At 28.9% G+C, this 17,320-nt stretch carries 17 protein-coding genes and 3 pseudogenes; 18 read left to right on the top strand and 2 right to left on the bottom strand.

Translation table 11 applies throughout. The annotated features are described in order from the left end of the window. Positions 1-40 precede the first annotated feature (40 nt). Positions 41-1,025, bottom strand: a pseudogene (locus AGR56_RS19520) (sulfide/dihydroorotate dehydrogenase-like FAD/NAD-binding protein). A 260-nt stretch (positions 1,026-1,285) separates the two neighbouring features. Here AGR56_RS19520 and AGR56_RS10545 point away from each other — a divergent pair. From AGR56_RS10545 to AGR56_RS10515, 11 genes and pseudogenes are all read left to right on the top strand, one after another. Then, positions 1,286-2,152, top strand: coding sequence for a ComEC/Rec2 family competence protein (locus tag AGR56_RS10545; RefSeq protein WP_242851406.1), 867 nt, complete (start codon positions 1,286-1,288; stop codon positions 2,150-2,152). A gap of 5 nt (positions 2,153-2,157) precedes the next feature. Continuing rightward, the gene (locus tag AGR56_RS10540) at positions 2,158-2,370 is read left to right on the top strand and encodes a DUF3006 domain-containing protein (protein ID WP_053242209.1); all 213 of its coding nucleotides are present in this window, start codon (positions 2,158-2,160) and stop codon (positions 2,368-2,370) included. 31 nt (positions 2,371-2,401) lie between these two features. Further along, the gene (locus AGR56_RS10535) at positions 2,402-3,058 is read left to right on the top strand and encodes a hypothetical protein (protein WP_053242208.1); all 657 of its coding nucleotides are present in this window, start codon (positions 2,402-2,404) and stop codon (positions 3,056-3,058) included. Positions 3,059-3,069: 11 nt separating this feature from the next. After that, positions 3,070-4,215, top strand: a complete 1,146-nt coding sequence (locus AGR56_RS10530; RefSeq protein WP_053242207.1) for an AAA family ATPase — start codon at positions 3,070-3,072, stop codon at positions 4,213-4,215. A gap of 13 nt (positions 4,216-4,228) precedes the next feature. Next, a complete protein-coding gene (locus tag AGR56_RS21810; protein ID WP_242851405.1) occupies positions 4,229-4,687 on the top strand; it encodes a hypothetical protein in 459 nt (152 codons plus the stop codon). A gap of 14 nt (positions 4,688-4,701) precedes the next feature. After that, positions 4,702-5,391 carry a VWA-like domain-containing protein gene (locus AGR56_RS21805; protein ID WP_242851404.1) on the top strand — a complete coding sequence of 230 codons (690 nt, stop codon included), beginning with the start codon at positions 4,702-4,704 and terminating at the stop codon, positions 5,389-5,391. Between the two features lie 4 nt (positions 5,392-5,395). Beyond that, positions 5,396-5,596 carry a hypothetical protein gene (locus tag AGR56_RS21800; RefSeq protein ID WP_242851403.1) on the top strand — a complete coding sequence of 67 codons (201 nt, stop codon included), beginning with the start codon at positions 5,396-5,398 and terminating at the stop codon, positions 5,594-5,596. A gap of 29 nt (positions 5,597-5,625) precedes the next feature. Next, positions 5,626-6,540, top strand: a complete 915-nt coding sequence (locus AGR56_RS10520; RefSeq protein WP_053242206.1) for a ribonuclease H family protein — start codon at positions 5,626-5,628, stop codon at positions 6,538-6,540. 152 nt (positions 6,541-6,692) lie between these two features. Continuing rightward, complete coding sequence (locus AGR56_RS20285) at positions 6,693-6,830, top strand: hypothetical protein (RefSeq protein WP_157055739.1); 138 nt, start codon at positions 6,693-6,695, stop codon at positions 6,828-6,830. 61 nt (positions 6,831-6,891) lie between these two features. After that, positions 6,892-7,038 (top strand): hypothetical protein, encoded by a 147-nt coding sequence (locus AGR56_RS20280; RefSeq protein WP_207642175.1) that lies wholly within the window; start codon positions 6,892-6,894, stop codon positions 7,036-7,038. Between the two features lie 158 nt (positions 7,039-7,196). Continuing rightward, positions 7,197-8,457 (top strand): annotated as a pseudogene (locus AGR56_RS10515) (cytochrome P450). A 263-nt stretch (positions 8,458-8,720) separates the two neighbouring features. Here AGR56_RS10515 and AGR56_RS10510 read toward each other — a convergent pair. After that, positions 8,721-9,089 carry an NUDIX hydrolase gene (locus AGR56_RS10510; RefSeq protein ID WP_347460459.1) on the bottom strand — a complete coding sequence of 123 codons (369 nt, stop codon included), beginning with the start codon at positions 9,087-9,089 and terminating at the stop codon, positions 8,721-8,723. Positions 9,090-9,285: 196 nt separating this feature from the next. Between AGR56_RS10510 and corA the strand changes: the two genes are divergently transcribed. The 7 genes and pseudogenes from corA to AGR56_RS10475 all read left to right on the top strand — a co-directional run bounded on the left by corA (position 9,286) and on the right by AGR56_RS10475 (position 17,318). Next, on the top strand, positions 9,286-10,350 hold the full coding sequence (gene corA / locus AGR56_RS10505) for a magnesium/cobalt transporter CorA (protein WP_053242205.1): 1,065 nt from the start codon (positions 9,286-9,288) through the stop codon (positions 10,348-10,350). A gap of 10 nt (positions 10,351-10,360) precedes the next feature. Next, positions 10,361-11,071, top strand: a complete 711-nt coding sequence (locus AGR56_RS10500) for a pseudouridine synthase (protein ID WP_053243316.1) — start codon at positions 10,361-10,363, stop codon at positions 11,069-11,071. Between the two features lie 197 nt (positions 11,072-11,268). Continuing rightward, positions 11,269-12,147 carry a MurR/RpiR family transcriptional regulator gene (locus AGR56_RS10495; RefSeq protein WP_053242204.1) on the top strand — a complete coding sequence of 293 codons (879 nt, stop codon included), beginning with the start codon at positions 11,269-11,271 and terminating at the stop codon, positions 12,145-12,147. Positions 12,148-12,241: 94 nt separating this feature from the next. Then, positions 12,242-13,461: pseudogene (locus tag AGR56_RS10490) on the top strand (NAD(P)/FAD-dependent oxidoreductase). Between the two features lie 161 nt (positions 13,462-13,622). Then, on the top strand, positions 13,623-14,276 hold the full coding sequence (cmk, locus tag AGR56_RS10485; RefSeq protein WP_053242203.1) for a (d)CMP kinase: 654 nt from the start codon (positions 13,623-13,625) through the stop codon (positions 14,274-14,276). Positions 14,277-14,364: 88 nt separating this feature from the next. Continuing rightward, a complete protein-coding gene (locus tag AGR56_RS10480) occupies positions 14,365-16,290 on the top strand; it encodes a bifunctional 4-hydroxy-3-methylbut-2-enyl diphosphate reductase/30S ribosomal protein S1 (protein WP_053242202.1) in 1,926 nt (641 codons plus the stop codon). A gap of 206 nt (positions 16,291-16,496) precedes the next feature. After that, on the top strand, positions 16,497-17,318 hold the full coding sequence (locus AGR56_RS10475; RefSeq protein ID WP_242851402.1) for a CotS family spore coat protein: 822 nt from the start codon (positions 16,497-16,499) through the stop codon (positions 17,316-17,318). The last annotated feature ends 2 nt before the right edge of the window (positions 17,319-17,320 follow it).

Genomic DNA, 17,320 nt, shown 5'->3' with positions numbered 1-17,320 from the left:
TCCAACTTATACAAAAAATGCATCAATTATTTTAAGCTTTCTAAACATATCTTCTATCCTTAAATAAATATCTAGGATCTATCTGAACCTTGCAAAGTTTTTTTAATTTATGCCCGCTATAACGTACACCGCATGTTCCACACACTCCCTCACTGCAGCACATTTTGGCATTATTGCAAGAAGAAACCTTTATGTCGTCATCTATTTTGTTTAAAACTCTATTTATTAGTATGTCTGGACCTGATATATGAATTAGATTGACTTTTTTATTTTTTATACATTCTGATAAAAGAGTAGAAAACTCATAGGGGAGCTCTCCTTTAGTAAGCATGTTACAGTAGAAGATTTCGGCATCGCATTTTTCAAGGTATTCTTTTACAAAATTATCGTTTATATTAGCACTATCAATTATTATTAGTATTTTGTTGCCATTTGAATAAAGTTTTTTCATAACAGGAACCATAGGGGCTTCTCCTATGCCTCTTGCCACAATTAATGCGCACCCATCCTTTAGGGAATTGATGCTCTTTATTCCTAATACTCCATTCCAATAAGGCCCTCTAACCAAAATATTATCTTTTTCGTTTAGTTCATTTATAGTTTTAGTTTTTATTCCTTTTATCTCTATGGCTAATTTCAGAGAATTTTCTTTTGTATTTGCCTCCATTACGGATATAGGAGCATCATAATAAAAGTTTTTTTGATGGGTTTCTCAAAAATACATAGCTGCCAGGAGAAGATAAATCCTGTACTAATTTATGTTTTGCAAGTATTGTTAATATAAGTAATTTATCATCTACGTTTTCTTTTTTCGCAATAGTACAGCTATATGCTTTCCTTTGAGTTCTAGCTTTATTACCGTTCCACATATATTCTTGATATATACAAACACCCTTCCAGTTTGTACAGTCACAGGAATCTTTACCCTTAAGCTGTGAACAAAGTATGCAGTCACCAGTTTCAGCTAAATGACATGGACAGTATTCACTTCCGCCGTCGATACAATCTATTATTTCATAATTCATGTAACAACCTCCAGTATTCTATTTAAAAGCTCTAATATTAGATTATTAATATAAATAATAATTGTTACTAAAAATTCAAGACTTAAGCTTACACATTTAAATTGAAAATAAATTTATGATTTGCTACAATTAAAGATAAATTAATGAAAGGATTAATGTATTATAGTATTAGCTAATGTCAATAATTAAAAAATAAGATTATACTTAATATGAAAGGCTGATAATTTTGAAGAAAACTTTTAAAATATTTGCAATGCTTTTTGTTTTTAATATTTACGTTAACTTCTTGCAGTATAAATATTAAAACTTCTAATGAAAAATCTCAAAGTGTATCAAATGAATACAATGAAAAATTAAAAATTCATTATATAGATGTAGGCCAAGGAGACAGCATACTTGTTCAAAAAAATTATAGTAATATGCTTATAGATACAGGGACTAACGATTCAACAGAAAAGTTAATTTCATATTTAAAAAAGCAAAATATAAGAAAAATTGACTATCTTATTTTAACCCATCCTCATGAGGATCACATAGGAGGAGCAGATGCAGTAATTAAAGATTTTGATATAGGCAAACTTTATATGCCTAAGGTAGGTACTTCAACAAAAACCTTTAGGGATGTTCTTATGGCTATGAAAAATAAAGATTTAAAAGCAAATGAGCCAGAACTTTTAGAAAGCTTTAAATTTGAAGATGCAAATTGTACATTTTATGGTCCAATTAATAGCGAAAAGAAAGATTTAAATACATACTCGATAATACTTAAATTAACTTATGGCAGTACAAAATTTCTTTTTACCGGTGATGCGCAGGCTGAAAATGAAAGAGCTATGATATCTAAGGGCTATGATTTAAGTGCAGATGTATTAAAACTTGGACATCATGGAAGTCGAACCTCTACCTCCAATGATTTTCTTGATAAGGTAAATCCTAAGTATACAGTTATAAGTTGTGGAAAAGAAAATGATTATGGGCATCCACATAAGGAAACTGTAAATAGATTAAAAAGTAGGAATATACCATTATATAGAACTGATGAAAATGGCACTATAATTTGCACTAGCGATGGTAAAAATATAAGCTTTAATTGTAGTCCTGGAGATTACAGAAGTGGAAGGAGATAAGCTTAATGAAAGTGGTTATAGATAGATTTGAAGGAAATTATGCTGTTTGTGAAAAAGAAGATAGAACTATGATCAACATAGAGCGAAATTTAATTCCTAAGGAGGCCAAGGAACAAGATGTTCTGTTTTTAAAAGAAGGAATGATTTTCATAGATAAAAATTCTACTAAGAAGAAAAAAAATGAAATTGATGATCTAATGAAAGATATGTGGAAATAAAATAATTATTTATTGAAGAAGGAGTAAGTTTATGAGGGAGAGTAAATCTAATGAAGAGATATGGAATGATGTAAAAAATGATCCATGGTTTATAGAAAAAATAGAAAATCCAGATGATGACATATGTATTTACTGTGTTAAAAATGCTTGGAATACATTAAAGCTTATAAAAGATCCTTCAGATAATATTATAAAAGAAGCTTTAAAAACAAAGGGATGGGCAATTCAATTCGTTAAAAATCCAAGTGAGGAATTCCAACTTTTAGCCATAGAATCTGATTGGGATTCTATACAGTATATAAAAAATCCTTTTGAAAGCGTAAAAATTAAGGCAGTTGAAATGAATTGGAAAGCAATAGCATATATAGACAACACAAGTATTGATATGGAGCGAATTGCTGTAAGGCAAAATGCTGAAGCCATAATGTATATTAGTAATATTACTGATGAAAAGAAACGCATTTTTATAAAAGACAATATAAACTCAATAAAGTATTTGAATTTAGAGAATACAGATATCGTAGAAGAAACATTAAAAGAAAAAGTTTCTGACATAAATATAGATAAACAGTATATTGATGATTTTTTAAGGCTTAAATCTTTAAGTATAAATAAGACAAAACTTATATATAAATTTGGAAGTAAAAAGGCAAAAATGTATTTTATTGACTTAAAATTATCTGTGTAAGGAGAACAAAAATGAAATTTACAGAAGCATTACAAAGTATACATCTTGTAATTAACTCAGGTTCAGTACCTTTACTTGTAGGTGAAAGTGGAATAGGTAAAACTGCTCTAATAAAGCAGTTTGCGGCTGACTACAATTATTATTACATTAATATAGATGGAAACCTCCTTAAAGAAGGAGAAATTGGTGGGTTACCTTCAGTGGAAAAATATTATACTAATATAAATGAAAAAAAAGTAGAAAAAAATAGGACAACTTATGCTGTATATTTTAAATTTGCTTATATAGATGAACTTTTAGAAAAAGATCCAAATGCAAAAATACTGCTGTTTATTGACGAAATAAATAGATGTGAGCACAGTGTGCAGCAGGAAATTATGAATATAATACTTAACAGAGAAATTAATGGATATAAACTTAATGATAATGTTGTAGTAGTTGCTGCCATGAACCCATCAAATAAATATGATGAGTTTGAGGACAGCGAATATCAGGTTGTGGATATGGACCAAGCTCAAGAAGATAGATTTGTGTGGATTTACATGGAGTCAGATGTAAATGAATGGCTAAAATGGGGAATGAAATTAGAAAATGGAGAACCTAGAATACATGATGATGTAATTAATTTTATAGCGAGCTTTCCGGAATATTTACATGCACCCAATTCAAAAGAATCAATAAAGCCAACCCCAAGAAGTTGGGTTAGAGTTTCAAATATTTATAGGGAATACTTAAAAGAAAAGGGTTCTTTGTCATTAAGTATTTTATATAATGTTGTTAAAGGAAATGTAGGAGCTGCAATTTCTCAAGACTTTTTAAATTATATTGAAGAAAATAAAAATCCAATTATTAAACCTGAAGAAATATTTAAAAATGACTACATAACAGATGAATTAAAAAATAGAATTAAAACGGAAAGCCATTCAAGATTATATTTGACTGCGAGAAAGGTTCTATTTTATTTAACTAACCTTCAAGAAAGAGAAAGAGAAATAAGTCTCTTTTCTGAATTTTTAAGCTATTATCCTGATGACTTAAAAATGGGTATAATGCAGGGTATTAAAAGTGACTTCACTCAAAACCTTTATGAAGATTTTTTGAATAATGATATTTTTATTGAATCATTCTTTTCTATGTATGAGGATATAGAAGAATAGAGGATTGATGGATTTGAAGAATAATATTGAAGATGAAATAAAGGATTTATTTTGTGAAAGTCTAGAACTTAAAGAAGAACTTTTAGCAAATAAAGGTTTTAAAAAAAGGTTTTTTAATTTAATTGAAAAAATAAATTTTGATATGATGAATGGAGAAGACAATTTCTTTGGACTTTTTCTAATACAGTTAAAAAGAGAAATAAGAATAGATATTGCATCAGCTTGCGAAAGTGCAGCACAGCTTTCTAATTTTATAATATACTTTAATCCATATATCTTTTTAAAATGCTCTGCTTTAGAGATGCAAGCTTTAATTAAACATGAAATATATCATATAATGTACAATCATATTAAGCAGTTTAAAGTTTTATCAAGAAAATACAGTGATGTGGCAGTAAATACAGCATTTGATATTTCTATAAATCAATACATAAAAATCTCCCACCGTGGGAAGCAACCTTGGAAAACGTAAAGCTTTCATATAATGTGAATTTAGAATATGATAAATTACCTGAATACTATGCTGAAAAATTGCAGAAAAGCATAAATAAGAGAATAAGCAGTGAGGGTGCAAAAATTACTAGTAAAAATTCAAAAGGAAATTTTACTGATTTTGATGTCGTTTATTCTCACAATTTGTGGAATGAATCTATAAGTAAATTTGATTATGAACAAATAGATGCCTTAACTGAAAAACTTGTTAGAAACTCTGCAAAAGGAAAGCTTCCAGCAAAGGTTGATGAATATATAAAGAATTTAAATAGAAAAGCAGAGATATCCTGGCAAGATTACTTAAAAAGAATTATTGGTACACTACCACATGGATATAAAAAAACTATAACTAGAAGAAATAGAAGACAGCCAGAGAGGTATGATTTAAGAGGACAGCTTTCAAATCACATTATTCAAATAGTCATTGCTATAGATATTAGTGGCAGCATGAGTGATGGTGAATTTGACAGTGCGGTACTAGAAATCTTAAGTATATTATCAAAACATAACTATGAAGTCACTATAATAGAATGTGATAATAGAATAAGAAGAGTATATAGATTAAAGAGTAAAAGAGATTTAAAAAAGAGAGTTGAAACTAAAGGTGGAACGAGCTTTTCTCCTGTATTTGAATATATGAATAAAAATAAAATGAAAGATCACTTTTTAATATATTTTTACTGATGGAATGGGTGAAAAAGAGCTATCAGTAAAACCCCAAACAAAGAAAATATTATGGGTATTAACGGGTCAAAAGAGTGATTTATCATTGACCCCCAAAATAGGATCAGTTAAAAAGTTAAAAAATCACGTTGAAGAGGAATTTGAAATCTACAGGGATGTATTATTTAATAGGGGAGAATGGGCTAATAACGAATGGGCTAAATAATTTTTATAGTTTTAAGGAGGGAAAAATTTATATGGGCAAAAAAGTTTTATGCTATAAAAGAAGGTTTTGATTCTAAAAATAATATTAAGATAAAAAATAAAATTGTTAATACCTGGGCTGAATGTCTAAACTACGTAAAAGGAGTAAAAGGTGCTCAATATAAAAGCTTTGAGAATATAGATAGCGCCAAGGCCTATTTAAATGAAGGCAGCAAAATGCTAAAAAAGTCTGAAGAAAGCTATCCTAAAGATTGTTTACATATTTACGTGGATGGCAGTTACAACGTTGAGACTGAGAAATATGCTTATGGCTTAGTAGCGGTTAGAGACAATGTAGTTGAATACATTGAAAGTGCAGCAGCTAAGGATAAAAGTAAAAAAAATATAAGACAAATTGCGGGCGAATTAGAGGCGGCAATAAGGGCTGTAAAATATGCTTTAGAAAGCGGAGAAAAGAAGGTGGTTATTTTCCATGATTATGAGGGTATTAGCCATCATGCCACTGGTTTTTGGGAACGCCGCGAAGAATCTTCAATAAATTACTACAATAAGATGAATGAACTTATGAAAAATGGCATCGAGGTTATTTTTGTAAAAGTAGATAGTCACACCGGAGACTTTTTCAATGAGCTGGTAGATGAAAAATGCAAAGAAAAAGTAAAGCTTGCATCAGATAAAGTTGTAGAAAGATGGCTTTCATCAAATAAACTTAAGGTGTTAAATGATAGTGTTAAAAAGGAAATACTTAAAGTTGCACCAGGAAGTGCAGAAAGTATTGAAATTGTAGAAAAAGATTTGTCTCCAAAACAAAAATTAGATGTTTGTTCTCAATATAAAGATCTTATAATTAAATATAAAAGCAATGTGAATGAAGGCATAAATTTGATTGAAGGGTTAAGTGATGAAGAAAAAACTAAATTTATAATTTATCTGCTTAATAATTAAAACAATTTAAAAGTTATAAAGATACTTAAAGGTATTTTTTATAACTTTTTTATTTAAATAGGATTTCATATTTTTTAAAACATTCACTTTAAATAAATATTTATATATATAAAAGGAATAATAAAATAAGAAAGGGGAGATTTTATGAAAAAGTGAAGACAAAGGTTACTATAATTGATAAAGAAAAGGCTAAAGAGCAGGAGAGAGCTAAAACAAAAGACAAAAAGGATGAAGAAACGGTTCCAAAGCTCAACAACGTAGATGTTTCATCACAAACTATGTACACATAAAAAATACTGTGATTTAAAAATACTAAAATGAAGTCTAAAAATGAAAAATGGAAGTGATAATATGAATAACAGACAAAATGCTAAAGACAAGGATTCAGAACCAAAGCGTGTTAAGTCAGAAGCTGCCTATGAAGAAGCAGTTGAAGACAAAGTAGAAAAAAGAAATATGACATATGAAAAAGATGATTTTCTTAAAGACAAAGTGTAAAGAGTTGGTTTAAAGAGTAACTTTCACTACGAAAAATATTTATTATCTTTCGTAGTGAAATGATTAAAATTTAAATATGGGAAAATTTTAATATTATCGCTAAATATAAAATAAAAGTGAGTGATTTTTTATATCTTTGGAAAGGAGAATATAAATCCATGACAATAGATGAACAAGTCGTACATGATAAAGGTCTAGATAATACTCTTGATTTATTGCATGAAGGATATACTTTTATTAAAAATACAATGGATTTCTATAGATGTGATATATTCGAAACCCATCTATTTGGAGAAAAAAGTAATTTGCATAACTGGTGAGGAAGCTGCAAAAAATTTTTTATGATGAGGAACGATTTCAGCGAAAAGACGCAGCACCAAAGCGAATACAAAAAACTCTTTTTGGAATGAACGCAATTCAAACAATGGATGGAAAGGCACATACTCATAGAAAGCTTTTCTTTATGTCCTTGATGACTGAAAAGCACCAAAAAAAACTTGCTGAACTTATGCTTGAAGCTTTACAAGCCTCTGCTTATGAATGGGAAAGTATTAAAAAAATAGTGCTTTTTGATGAAGTTAAAAATATTTTATGTAAAATAGCATGCCGTTGGACTGGAGTTCCATTACCAGAATTTAAAATAAAAAACTTAGCAGATGACTTTAGTGCAATGGTTGATGGTTTTGGAGGAATTGGTCCTAGGTATTGGAAAGGAAAAAATGCAAGAACTAGAACTGAAAGATGGGCAAAAGGCATTATAGAGGATGTAAGAGGTGGAAAGTTAACGGTTAAGAATGATTCATTGCTTTATGCAATGGCATTTTATAGAGAAATTGATGGTAATTTAATGTGCTCTGAGATGGCTGCAGTGGAACTCATTAATCTACTAAGACCTGTTGTTGCTATTTCAACATATATTACTTTTGCAGCTTTAGCATTATACAAACATCCGGAATGCAAAAAAAGTTAGTAACTGATGATAATAATTACATAGAAATGTTCGTCCAGGAAGTTAGACGTTACTATCCATTTACCCCTTTTTTGGGTGCAAGAGTTCGAAAGGATTTTACTTGGAGCGGTTTAGAATTTGAGAAAGGGATGCTTGTACTTCTTGATATTTATGGCATCAATCATGATTCTAAAATATGGGGCAATCCAGATGAATTTCAACCAGAACGTTTTGAAAATAAAAAGGATAGATTGTTTAGCTTTATGCCTCAAGGCGGTGGCAAAGCTTCAGAAGGACATCGATGTCCAGGTGAAGGTATTACTATAGAAATTATGAAAGTAAGTTTAGATTTCCTTGTTAATAAGCTTGAGTTTGATATACCAAAGCAGGATTTAAGCTATAATTTAGCAAGAATACCAACACTGCCTCACAGCGGATTCATTATGAGCAATATTAAAAGGAAATCTTAAACTTTAATATTTAATTATTCATGCAGCTTCCATTGGCACTCTGTCACCTTCATTTCAATGAAAGCTGCCTCAAAGAAGAACCTGAAGTATTAAATTTAAACATAATAATGTCCACCTAATCGAATACTTTTTTATTCATGACATATAAATAGCTTATTATGGTTTTACCATCAAAAATTTTACCATCTTTTACGTACTTTTTAAAAGTATTATTATCTAACCATAAAACTTCCCTTACATCTTCATCATCAATTTTATTGTTTTCAAATCCGATTTTTTATATTAACATGATACAAATGCAAGATGCTTTTGCTGAAGCCAAGCATAGGAGTATAAGATATAATTTTATTTAAAGCATTCTTATTCACATTTAAATTAGTTTCCTCTTTAAGTTCTCTTATTAAACAATCTTCAGGGGTTTCACCCTCTACATCAAGACAACCTGCAGGTATTTCTAAAGTTTCTTTCATAACAACTGGTCTAAATTGTTTCACCATTAAAATATCTCCAAATTCATCTGTTACAAAAGCAGCAACAGCATCATAATTATGAAGTATGTCATAGGTTTTGCCATTAATATTTTTATTATAAATTTTTAACCATCCATCATAAACCAATTTTTCATCTGACATAAAAAAAGACCCCTTTTCTTTATTTAAAGCTCTTATATATTATATATATGCCTGCTAGAACAAGAAATGCTGATAATATCTAATACGAAATAGTGTATAGTTTTTTGGATAATACTAGAATAATATAGTATAATATTATTCTAAATATGTTTTAAAAATTTTGGCAACAAAAAAGTACAATGTGGTGGTGATTTATTTGACAAGGTATATGAAAGGAATTTCAAAAAAGAGAGGTTTAAAACCAGGAAGTCTTGTTCATATAGGAAGAAAGACAGGTAAGAATTCAAAAATAAGCGTTATGGACTACAAAGTTGATAAATTTGAAGAAAAAGATTTAAAAAGTATAGAAGAAAGTTTTAAATATAAAAACTCTGATTCTACAACATGGATAAATGTGGATGGACTTGAGGATATAATTCTATATGAAAAGTTTGGACGCGAATTTGGAGTACATCCTCTTATAATGGAGGATATTTTAAATACTAACCAAAGACCTAAAATTGAGGAATTTGATAATTACATTTATGTTGTTTTAAAAATGATATACTATTCGAAAAATGTACCTGTAGTTGAGCAAGTAAGTTTGATTTGCATGAAAAATTTAGTAATAACTTTTCAAGAACAGGAATTAAAAGGCGATGTCTTTGATAATTTAAGAAATAGAATAAGAACTCAGGGTAATAAAATAAGAAGTGCTGGAACAGATTATTTGGCTTATGCAATTATCGATTCTATAGTTGATAACTATTTTGTTGCTCTTGAGAAATTTGAAGATAGAATAGAGATTTTTGAAGAAAAGCTTTTGAAAAATCCAACGAATGAAGTATTCACGGAAATATATAATATGAAGAGAGAAATGATTTTTATAAGAAAGTCAGTATGGCCTCTCAGAGAAGTTATTAACGTGCTTCAAAGAGGAGAGACAAAATTTATTGGAGCCGATACTGGTGTATATTTTAAGGATGTTTATGATCATACTATACAGGTTATAGATTCAATAGAATTGTTTAGAGATATAATTGAAGGTATGATGGATACATATTTATCAAGTGTGAGCAATAAAATGAACGAGGTTATGAAATTTCTTACAATATTTTCAACAATCTTTATTCCTCTCTCTTTTTTAGTTGGGGTTTACGGAATGAATTTTGATAATATGCCTGAACTTAAAATACACTATGCATATCAAATATTATGGGGAATTATGATTTTTATTGCAGTGGGAATGCTTGCATATTTTAAAAAAAAGAAATGGTTATAAGGTGATTATGATGGAAGAAAGATTACAAAAATACATGGCTAGCTGTGGTGTTGCCTCGAGAAGAAAATGCGAAAAATTGATTGAAGAAGGAAGAGTAAGCGTAAACGGAGTTACTATAACAGAGCTTGGTTTTAAGATTAATACAGATAGTGACAAAGTTTTCTTGGATGGAAAACCAATAAAAATTGAAGAAAAAAAGATTTACATAGCTTTAAATAAACCTAAGGGATATATTACTGCTTCAAGTGATAATAGGGGAAGAAAAACTGTAATTGATATTTTTGATTTTAAAGAAAGACTTTTCCCTGTAGGTAGACTGGATTATGAAACCTCAGGACTTCTCATAATAACAAATGATGGTGAGATATTTAATAAAATAATGCATCCCAAACAAAATATAAATAAAACATACATTGCACTTGTATCTGGTATTCCTGATGAAACAGAGATATCAACTCTAAAAAAAGGTGTGGATATAGGTGGGTATATAACTGCACCTTCAGAAGCTTCAATAGTAAAAGTTGAAGGTAAAAATTCAATTTTGAAAATAGTGATACATGAAGGTAAAAAAAGACAAGTGAGAAGAATGTGCAGAGCAATACATCATCATGTCATTGAACTTAAAAGAGTTTCTATTGGAAGTATAACGCTTGGTGATCTAGAAGTAGGACAGTGGAGATATCTAAGCAAGGATGAAGTAAATTATTTGATGAATATTTAGAATCAGAGCATTTAATGAAATTGCAGTGAGCATTGAACCCTCTGCAATTTGGATGCACTTCTATCGAAATCACCCTAATAAAATGAATAAAATATTGAATAAGTTTTCATTTAATGTTAAAATGAAATAAATAATTCATTTTGAAATTATATAAAATTATTTATTTCACTTTGCATCTTAGAAGGGGTTTGATACATATGGAAAACGAAAAACATGATCTTATGAGAACTATTCAAATTAAATTTCCAAGATTAAGTAAAGGCCAAAAATTAATAGCTGAATATATATTAAAGCATTATGATAAAGCTGCATTTATGACAGCATCAAAACTTGGTATAAGTGTAGGTGTAAGTGAATCTACGGTAGTTAGATTTGCAAATGAGCTTGGGTTTAGTGGTTATCCAAAGCTTCAAAAGGCACTTCAGGAGCTTATAAAAAATAAACTTACAACTGTTCAGAGAATAGAGCTTTCAAATGCTTTTATATCAGAAGAAGATTCTCTAAAAGGTGTTTTAAAAGCTGATATGGAGAATATTAGGGTAACACTTGAAAAAATAAATCAAAATACATTTAATGAAGTTATAAACTCAATATTTGCTGCGAAACGTATATATATAATTGGGCTTAGAAGTTCTACAGCACTTTCTGAATTTCTTGGATTTTATTTAAATCTTATTTTGGACAATGTGCATGTCATAAACTATGGTATAAGTGATATATTTGAACAAATTATAAATATATCTTCAGATGATCTTTTAATAGGAATAGGTTTTCCAAGATATGCAGCAAGAACAATAGAAGCTTTAAGTTTTGCAAAATCAAGGTCTACAAAGGTAGTAGCTATAACTGATAGTTTACTTTCTCCGCTTGCTACAGAAGCAGATTATACACTTATAGCTCAAAGTAATATGGCATCCTTTGTTGATTCCTTAGTTGCACCTTTAAGTGTTATAAATGCACTTATTGTAGCAGTTGGATTGAAAGAAAAGCATAAAATTTCTAAAACCTTTAGTGATCTTGAAAATATTTGGGAAGAATATAGAGTATACTCATACAAAAATATGGAAGATAAATAATAATAGATATTTTATTATAAACATATAAAAATTAAGAGGAGTATATGATATACTCTTCATTTTTATTTACAATGATTTTAAAGAAGGTGGATTAATGAACACAGTAATTGTTATAGGTGGCGGTCCTGCTGGAATGATGGCTGCAATTACAGCTGCTGAGAAAAATAATGTTATATTAATAGAAAGAAACGAAAAACTAGGTAAAAAATTATATATTACAGGTAAGGGAAGGTGTAATATAACAAATTATAAAGATATAAGTGAATTCTTTGATAACATCCCTGGAAATCCTAATTTCTTGTACAGTGCGCTGTATTCTTTTACTAATATGGACACAATAGGTTTTTTTGAAAATTCAGGAGTAAAGTTAAAAAAAGAAAGAGGAGATAGAGTTTTTCCTGTTTCCGATAAATCTTCTGACATAATACATGTGTTTCAAGAAAAAATAAAAGAAAAGCAAATAAAGGTTATGTTAAACACAAGAGTTAAGGAGGTAAACTCTAATGGCAAAAATATACAAAGCATTGTTACTGACAAAATGAAATAATAAAAGGTGACTATTTTATTATTTGTACAGGTGGAATGTCTTATCCTCAAACAGGTTCAACAGGTGACGGGCTTAATTTTGCGAAAAAACTTGGTCATAATATAGTAAAAACTGTTCCATCCCTTGTTCCAATAGAAGCAGATGAAAGCTGGATACCGGAGCTTCAGGGACTTTCTTTAAAAAACGTTGATTTTACAATAAAAAAGGATAAAAAGGTTCTTTATCAAAATTTTGGTGAAATGCTTTTTACACATTATGGAGTAACTGGTCCTATTGTACTTAGTGGAAGTAGAGTTGTAAATTTTAACAATAAGCTTAAGGGAATAATAAATTTAAAACCAGCCTTAACTGAAACTGAGCTTGATAAAAGGATTCAAAATGACTTTATAAAATATACAAATAAAGATTTGAAAAATGCGCTTAATGACCTATTGCCACACAAATTAATACCGATAATTATCTCATTGTCAAAAATAGATCCTGATAAAAAGGTAAATGCAATAACTAAGGAAGAACGAAAGAATTTAGTCCATTTGCTTCAAAATTTGGAATTTAATATAAAAGGCTTACGTCCTATTGCTGAGGCTATAATTACTGCTGGAGGTATCAATGTAAAAGAAATTGATCCTTCAACAATGAAATCTAAACTAATTAGTAACTTATATTTCTGTGGAGAGATTATAGATGTGGATGGATATACTGGAGGCTTTAATTTACAAATAGCATTATCAACAGGTTATTTAGCTGGAATAAATGTAGCTAATTGAAAAATATGATAATTTTAGACTTTAATTGCCTTTATATTTATTAAGATGTAATTAAAGTTTGTAAGAAAAAAATTATATTTTGTAGAAATTTTAAAGGGTTTTTTTTATTTATATAGAATACATTAATGTAATAGTATTTCTTTGGAAAGGCGGAATACGTTTTGAATTTAAGTATAGCGATAGATGGTCCTGCTGGTGCAGGAAAAAGCACGATAGCAAAACTTGTAGGTAAAAAATTTAATCTTATGTACATAAATACAGGATATATGTATAGGGCAGTTACCCTAATGGCAATAAAACATAATATACACTATACAGATAAAAAAAATTTATGTAAATTAATTGATTCGCTTTCTATGCATTTTGAAAATGACAGAATTATAGTTGATTCTAAAGATATAAGTGATAGGATAGTTATGCCTGACATTAGTAAAAATGTTTCAAATTATGCTGCCGTTTTGGAGGTTAGGGAAAAACTTGTCAGTATACAAAGAGCTCTTTCAGAAAAATATAATGTTATAATGGATGGAAGAGATATAGGAACTGTAGTTCTTAAAAATGCAAAATTTAAGTTTTATTTAACAGCTTCTCCAGAAGAAAGAGCGAAAAGACGATATGATGAACTCACGAAAAAAAATATTGAAGTTAATTATAATGATATATTAAACGACATAAAAAAGAGAGATTACATTGACTCTAATAGAAAAGCAAGTCCATTAAAAAAGGCGAAAGATGCTGTGGAAATCGATTCTTCCTTTATGAGTATTGAAGATGTAGTTAATTACATTTCTAAATATATTACAGATAGAACGTAATATAATTATAGTGAAATCATGGTAAAATTAAATTATATAGATTTTAGTGGAGATGGTTTCACCATAGAAAAGGTGGTACTATAATAGTATGAGGGAAATAATATTTGCAGAAAAATCCGGTTTTTGCTTTGGAGTAAAAAGAGCTGTTGAAACTGCTCTAGAAACAAGAAAGAAATATGGCAAAAAAATATATACTCTTGGTTCTTTAATTCACAATAATGATGCAGTTAATTATCTTAAAAATAAAGGTATATATCCTATTGAAATAAGTGATCTAGATTTTTTAAAACAAAATGATGTTATAATAATAAGATCACACGGTGTGCCAAAAAGTACAATCGAATTATTAAATTCAAAAGGTATTATAATAGTAAATGCTACGTGTCCTTTTGTTTCAAATATTCATGAAAAAGTAAAAAAATATAACGAACTTAAGTATGATATAGTAATTGTTGGTGATGAAAAACACCCTGAGGTTATAGGAATTAACGGATGGTGTGACAATAAAGCGTATGTATCTAAAGACGGAGATAATCTTAAAAATTTGAAATCTAAAGTATGTATTGTTTCTCAAACTACAGAAAAACTTTCTAATTTACAAAAAGTAGTCTCAAAGGTTGTTAAAATTTCAAAGGAAATAGCAGTGTTTAATACTATTTGCAGTGCTACTTCCGAAAATCAAAAAGCTGCAGATGAGCTTTCTAAAAAAGTAGATTGTATGGTTGTTATTGGTGGAAAGCAAAGCTCAAATACCAGAAAGCTTTATGAAATATGTAAAAGCAATTGTAAAGCTACAATTCATGTAGAAAATTCAGGTGAAATACCTGATGAAATAATAAAAAACAAAAACTATTTAAAAATAGGTGTAACAGCTGGAGCTTCAACACCTGATTGGATTATCGAGGAGGCAATTGATAAAATGAGTGAAAATAATACAGTTACTGAAACAAACAATGAAATGGCTGATGCTATGAAATTTATAGCCGAAAATGAAAGTAAAATTTATGCTGGCGCCCATGTAAGTGGGGAAATAATTCAGGTATCAGAAAAGGAATTATTTTTAAATATAGGCTACAAGCGTGATGGTATTATACCAAAAAGTGAAACAGAATGTTCTAAAGAAAGTCTAAAAGATGTATATAAAGTAGGAGACAATATTTCTGCCAAAGTAATTAAATTAAAAGATGATGATAATTACGTGGTTTTATCAGTAAAAGAAATTCAAAGAGAAGAAGGTTACAAAGAAATAAAGGATGCTTTTGAAAACAAAACAAAACTAAATGTAAAAGTTAAAGAGTCAGTTAACGGTGGAATAATAGCTCTTTATAAAGGAATTAGAGTTTTCATACCTGCATCTCATATAGAATTATTTCATGTAGAAAATCTTGATCAATATATTGGCAAGGAACTTGAAGTTGAAATAATAGAATATTCAACAAAGAAGAAACAAAGCAAAATCGTAGGTTCAAGAAGAGAAATATTAAAGAAAGAAAAAGAAGTAAAAGAAGAAACAGTATGGAATGAATTAGAGCAGGGACAGACAGTAGAAGGAGAAGTAAAAAGATTAACTGATTTTGGTGCTTTTGTTGACATTAAGGGTATAGATGGACTACTTCATGTTTCTGAAATATCATGGGGAAGAGTCAACAAACCAGCTGATGCTTTAAAAACAGGAGATAAGATTAAGGTTTATATATTAAGTATTGATAAAGAAAACAAAAAATTATCACTTAGCATGAAAAAGCTTATAGAAGACCCATGGAATAATATAGAAGAAAAATATCCAGCCGGTTCAGTTGTTCTTGGAAAAGTTGTAAGGTTTGCTAACTTTGGTGCTTTTGTAGAATTAGAACCTGGTGTTGATGGACTTGTTCATATTTCTGAAATAAGCCACAAGAGAATTGCAAAACCATCAGAAGTTTTAACTATTGGTGAGGAAGTAAAAGCCAAAATAATAGATGTAAATGGAGAAACAAAGAAAATTGGCTTAAGTATAAGAGAAGTAGAAGAATAATAATTACTAAATGCGTGCAAAATGATAATAAGCACGCATTTTTTTATTTCAAAATAGTTATAACTTTAAATTAACCATAATATATTTTAATGTACACTAAATGCGTGCAAAATGATAATAAGCACGCATTTTTTTATTTCAAAATAGTTATAACTTTAAATTAACCATAATATATTTTAATGTACACTAATTGTGGAGGAAATACTATGGTTGATTATAGAAATGCTGAGTTCGTTGAAATCTTAAAAAACAAAGAACTTAAAATGATAAATAAAGTCATTAGCAAATATGATTTTACCGTAATTGATATTAAAAAGGTTAGAAGTGCCTACAAAATTGAAACAGACAAAGGTATGTTTTGCTTAAAAAGGATGAGACATGGCACTAAAAAAGCCTATAATGGAAACTACTTAACCTCTGAGCTTAAGAAAAATAACTTTTATAATACGGCTGGTTATATTAAAACCACAGATGGCAAATTTTTTATTCATCATAAGGGATATGTTTTCTACGTTACTGAATGGATAAACGGTGAGGAGTGTAACATGAATGATATAAACGAAACCGTCAATTGTGCTAAATTACTTGCTAATTTTCATTCAGCATGCAAAAATATTGATAAATCTAAACTTTATATAGAAAGTAATACTAAAAATTTAATGACTTTTTTTATGCGCTGTGTAAATGACATGAGAAGCTATAAAAGACTCATAAGCTCAAAAAAACTAAAAAATGGATTTGATGAAGAATATGAGAAACTTATTGATAGGTACTGCGATATAGGTTTACTATCTATAAAGCTTTTAAATGAATCATCATACTTAAGCTTTTTAAAAAATTATGATAAAAAGAAAACAATATGTCATGATAGCTTTTATTATCAAAATATAATAAAAAAGGATGATAAATATTATATTATAGATTTGGATAGTATAGTTATAGATTTTGAAATAAGCGATCTTGGAAAAATGATTAGAAGGCTTATGTTCAAAAGGAATACAATTGGGATTTTGAAAAAGCTAAATTAGTA

The sequence above is a fragment of the Clostridium sp. DMHC 10 genome (assembly GCF_001270375.1).
GTDB classification, from domain to species: domain Bacteria; phylum Bacillota; class Clostridia; order Clostridiales; family Clostridiaceae; genus Clostridium_S; species Clostridium_S guangxiense.
The sequence above is the reverse complement of the archived record's forward strand: the minus strand, read 5'-3'. Positions and strand labels throughout refer to the sequence as shown.

Bases quoted from the DNA above. Each gene is read 5' to 3' on its own strand.
- AGR56_RS10540 (WP_053242209.1), top strand. From the start codon at position 2,158: ATGAAAGTGGTTATAGATAGATTTGAAGGAAATTATGCTGTTTGTGAA.
- AGR56_RS10535 (WP_053242208.1), top strand. From the start codon at position 2,402: ATGAGGGAGAGTAAATCTAATGAAGAGATATGGAATGATGTAAAAAAT.
- AGR56_RS10530 (WP_053242207.1), top strand. From the start codon at position 3,070: ATGAAATTTACAGAAGCATTACAAAGTATACATCTTGTAATTAACTCA.
- AGR56_RS21800 (WP_242851403.1), top strand. From the start codon at position 5,396: ATGGGTGAAAAAGAGCTATCAGTAAAACCCCAAACAAAGAAAATATTA.
- AGR56_RS20280 (WP_207642175.1), top strand. From the start codon at position 6,892: ATGAATAACAGACAAAATGCTAAAGACAAGGATTCAGAACCAAAGCGT.
- AGR56_RS10510 (WP_347460459.1), bottom strand. From the start codon at position 9,089: ATGTCAGATGAAAAATTGGTTTATGATGGATGGTTAAAAATTTATAAT.
- AGR56_RS10500 (WP_053243316.1), top strand. From the start codon at position 10,361: ATGGAAGAAAGATTACAAAAATACATGGCTAGCTGTGGTGTTGCCTCG.
- AGR56_RS10495 (WP_053242204.1), top strand. From the start codon at position 11,269: ATGGAAAACGAAAAACATGATCTTATGAGAACTATTCAAATTAAATTT.
- AGR56_RS10480 (WP_053242202.1), top strand. From the start codon at position 14,365: ATGAGGGAAATAATATTTGCAGAAAAATCCGGTTTTTGCTTTGGAGTA.
- AGR56_RS10475 (WP_242851402.1), top strand. From the start codon at position 16,497: ATGGTTGATTATAGAAATGCTGAGTTCGTTGAAATCTTAAAAAACAAA.